Annotated in this window: 3 protein-coding genes and 1 pseudogene; 2 read left to right on the forward strand and 2 right to left on the reverse strand. The window is 68.4% G+C overall.

The window, feature by feature from the left end; translation table 11 throughout:
- Together VAE46_RS01615 and VAE46_RS01620 are read left to right on the forward strand one after the other, a co-directional pair.
- Positions 1-549: pseudogene (locus VAE46_RS01615) on the forward strand (aconitate hydratase); the annotation flags it as partial.
- Positions 550-563: 14 nt separating this feature from the next.
- Positions 564-1,793, forward strand: coding sequence for an NADP-dependent isocitrate dehydrogenase (locus VAE46_RS01620; RefSeq protein WP_322795159.1), 1,230 nt, complete (start codon positions 564-566; stop codon positions 1,791-1,793).
- 13 nt (positions 1,794-1,806) lie between these two features.
- On the opposite strand, the gene VAE46_RS01625 is transcribed toward VAE46_RS01620, so the two are convergent.
- On the reverse strand, positions 1,807-2,100 hold the full coding sequence (locus VAE46_RS01625) for a GNAT family N-acetyltransferase (RefSeq protein ID WP_322795160.1): 294 nt from the start codon (positions 2,098-2,100) through the stop codon (positions 1,807-1,809).
- A 61-nt stretch (positions 2,101-2,161) separates the two neighbouring features.
- A partial coding sequence (locus tag VAE46_RS01630) for an ATP-dependent DNA helicase (protein WP_322795161.1) occupies positions 2,162-3,301 on the reverse strand: 1,140 nt, incomplete at its 5' end.

Genomic DNA, 3,301 nt, shown 5'->3' on the forward strand with positions numbered 1-3,301 from the left:
GTCATGGTCCGCGGGACCTTCGCCAACATCCGCCTCCGCAACCTCCTTGCCCCAGGCACCGAGGGCGGCGTCACCCGCCACCTGCCCGACGGCGAAGAGATGACCATCTACGACGCCTCGGTGAAGTACCGCGAAGAAGGCGTCCCGCTGATCGTCCTCGCCGGCAAGGAGTACGGCACCGGCTCCTCCCGCGACTGGGCAGCCAAAGGCGTCAAGCTGCTCGGCGTCCGCGCCGTCATCGCCGAGAGCTTCGAGCGCATCCACCGCAGCAACCTCGTGGGGATGGGTGTGCTCCCGCTCCAGTTCCTGCCCGGGCAGGACCGCGCTTCGCTCGGGCTCGACGGCACCGAGGTCTACCGCATCAGCGGCGTGGCCGAGTCGCTCGCCCCGCGGGGTCGCCTGCGCGTGACCGCCACCCGGGCGAATGGCGAACAGGTCGAATTCGAGGTCATCTGCCGCATCGATACCCCGGTCGAGCTTGACTACTACCGCCACGACGGCATCCTGCCGTACGTGCTCCGCCAAATCGCCGCCAGGGCAGACGCCTGAAAGGAGCCGCCAGCATGGAAAAAATCAAGGTCCTCAATCCGGTCGTCGAGCTCGACGGCGACGAGATGACCCGCATCATCTGGCGGTTCATCAAAGAAAAGCTCATCCTGCCGTACCTCGATATCCAGCTCGAGTACTACGACCTGGGCATCGAACACCGCGACGCCACCAACGACCAGGTCACCATCGATGCCGCCTACGCCATCAAGAAGCACGGCGTCGGCGTGAAGTGCGCCACCATCACCCCCGATGAGGCGCGGGTGAAGGAATTCAACCTGAAGCAGATGTGGAAGTCGCCGAACGGCACCATCCGCAACATCCTCGGCGGCGTCGTCTTCCGCGAGCCGATCATCTGCCGGAACATCCCGCGGCTGGTCCCCGGCTGGACGAAGCCCATCGTCATCGGCCGCCACGCCCACGGCGACCAGTACAAGGCGACCGACTTCCGCGTGCCCGGGCCGGGCACGGTCACCATCTCCTGGGTCCCGGATGGCGGGGGCGAGCCGATTCAGCTCGAGGTCGCGCACTTTGGCGGGCCCGGCGTCGCCATGGGGATGTACAACTTCGACGACTCTATCCGCGACTTCGCCCGCGCCTCCTTCCGTTACGGGCTCGAGCGCAACTACCCGGTCTACCTCTCGACCAAGAACACCATCCTCAAGGCCTACGACGGGCGCTTCAAGGACATCTTCCAGGAGGTGTTCGATACCGAGTTCGCCGAGGAGTTCCGCGCCCGCGGCCTGACCTACGAGCACCGCCTCATCGACGACATGGTGGCCTCTGCGCTCAAGTGGGAGGGCGGCTACGTCTGGGCCTGCAAGAACTACGACGGCGACGTCCAGTCGGACACGGTCGCGCAGGGCTTCGGCTCACTCGGCCTGATGACGTCGGTGCTGCTCACGCCTGACGGCAAGACCTGCGAGGCCGAGGCCGCCCACGGCACGGTCACCCGCCACTACCGCGCCTACCAGCGCGGCGAGAAGACCTCCACCAACCCGATCGCCTCGATTTTCGCCTGGACCCGCGGGCTCCAGTTCCGGGCGAAGCTCGACGGCACGCCCGAGGTGGCCCGTTTCGCCGAAACGCTCGAGCAGGTCTGCGTGGAGACGGTCGAAAGCGGCCGCATGACCAAGGACCTGGCGATGCTCATCTCCCCAGACACGCCGTGGCTCACCACCGAGGAGTTCCTCGATGAACTCGACCGTGGCCTCCGGGAAAAGATGGCCGCCTGGACCAACGCCTGAGCCGCTGACCCGCTCAGAGCTCCCGCACGAACCAGATGCCGCCTTCCGGCCCCTCCCCATGAAGGGGCCGGAAGCCCATGCGCACCCAGAAATAGACCGAAAGCCCGAACTCCGGGTGCGCCCGGGCCCAGGCCCGGCGGTAGCCTGCCCGGCGCAGCGCCTGCACGAGCAGCACGGCCGCTTCCGAACCGCACCCGTAGCTCCGATGCGGCGCGTCGATGCACAGCCGCCAGATCACCGCGCCTTCGCCCGGCCCGTCCGCGCGCAGCTCCACCTCGCCGACCGTCGCGCCATCGGACCGCCGCACTACACGCAGTGCAGCAGGACCACCCGGCTCAAGCGCTACACGGTCCCCGGCGCAGGCCAGCTCAGGCGCCATCCAGCCACTCCGCGACCGCCCGGGCGACCGCCCGCGGCGGGCCGGCCACCCGCGAGCACTCCGGCAGGGCCTCGATGAACGCCCGCCCGTAGCGCTTCTCCCACAGCCGCCGGTCGAGCACGGCCACCACTCCGCAGTCATCCCTGTGCCGAATCAGCCTGCCGAAGCCCTGTCGGAAGCGCAGCACAGCGGTGGGCAGCTGGTAATCGATGAATGGGTTTGGATACTGTTCCGCCCTCGCCCGCGCGACGGGGTCCGACGGCACATCGAACGGGAGCCGAGTAATCATGACCAGCGACAGCGCGTCGCCGCGAATATCGACCCCCTCCCAAAAGCTGGCGCTTCCGAGCAGGAGGGTCGCTGGCTGGGAGCGCAGCTGTTCCACCATCCAGCGCGGCGTCCCATCGATCCCCTGCGCCAGTGTCACAATACCGAGCTGTTCCATCCGGGGACGCACCAGCTCCGCCACCCGGGAAAGCAGCGCATTCGACGTGAACAGGGCGATAGCTCTCCCCTGGGAAGCCTGCGCCAGCTCGGCAATCGCCCCCGCCAACCCCTCGGCAAAGCCGGGCGCATTCGGCTCGGGCAGGCCTTCGACCAGCGCGAGGAGCGCGGCGCGGCGGTAATCGAAGGGCGAGCCCAGCTCGAGCATCTCCGGGGCCTCCAGGCCGATCCGCCGGGCCGCAAAGCTCATATCGCGACCCGCCTTAAGCGTCGCGCTCGTTGCCACCACCACCCGCAGCTTGCCGAACAGCACGTCCCAGAGCCGTGGGCCGACCTCGAGCGGCGCCAGGTGGAGCGACCCGGCCCCATCACGGTCGCGCTCGGCCCATCGAATCGTCTCCTCATCGGTTCCCTCGACGAACTGCTGCCCAACCAGCCTCAGGCGCCCCAGTTCGGCCAGCGCGCCGTCCAGTTCAGCGGCGTGGGGCGCCGCCGTCTCGGTGTCCAGCGCGCCGTTGAGCACCCCAAGGCACTGCGAACCCACCCGACCGACAGCCGCGAACTGCTCGCTCAAGGCCTCCCATGCTACCTCGAGCCGTTCCCAGGCTTCGCGGTGCCGCACCGCTGCCGTGATAGCGATGCGGTTGTCGTCGCGCGGTTCCCCGGGGAGCGCACCCGCAGCGAG

The sequence above is a fragment of the Tepidiforma sp. genome, assembly GCF_034433535.1.
Classification (GTDB): Bacteria; Chloroflexota; Dehalococcoidia; order Tepidiformales; family Tepidiformaceae; genus Tepidiforma.

Excerpts from the sequence above, each read along its gene's own strand:
- VAE46_RS01620 (WP_322795159.1), top strand. The coding sequence starts at position 564 with ATGGAAAAAATCAAGGTCCTCAATCCGGTCGTCGAGCTCGACGGCGAC.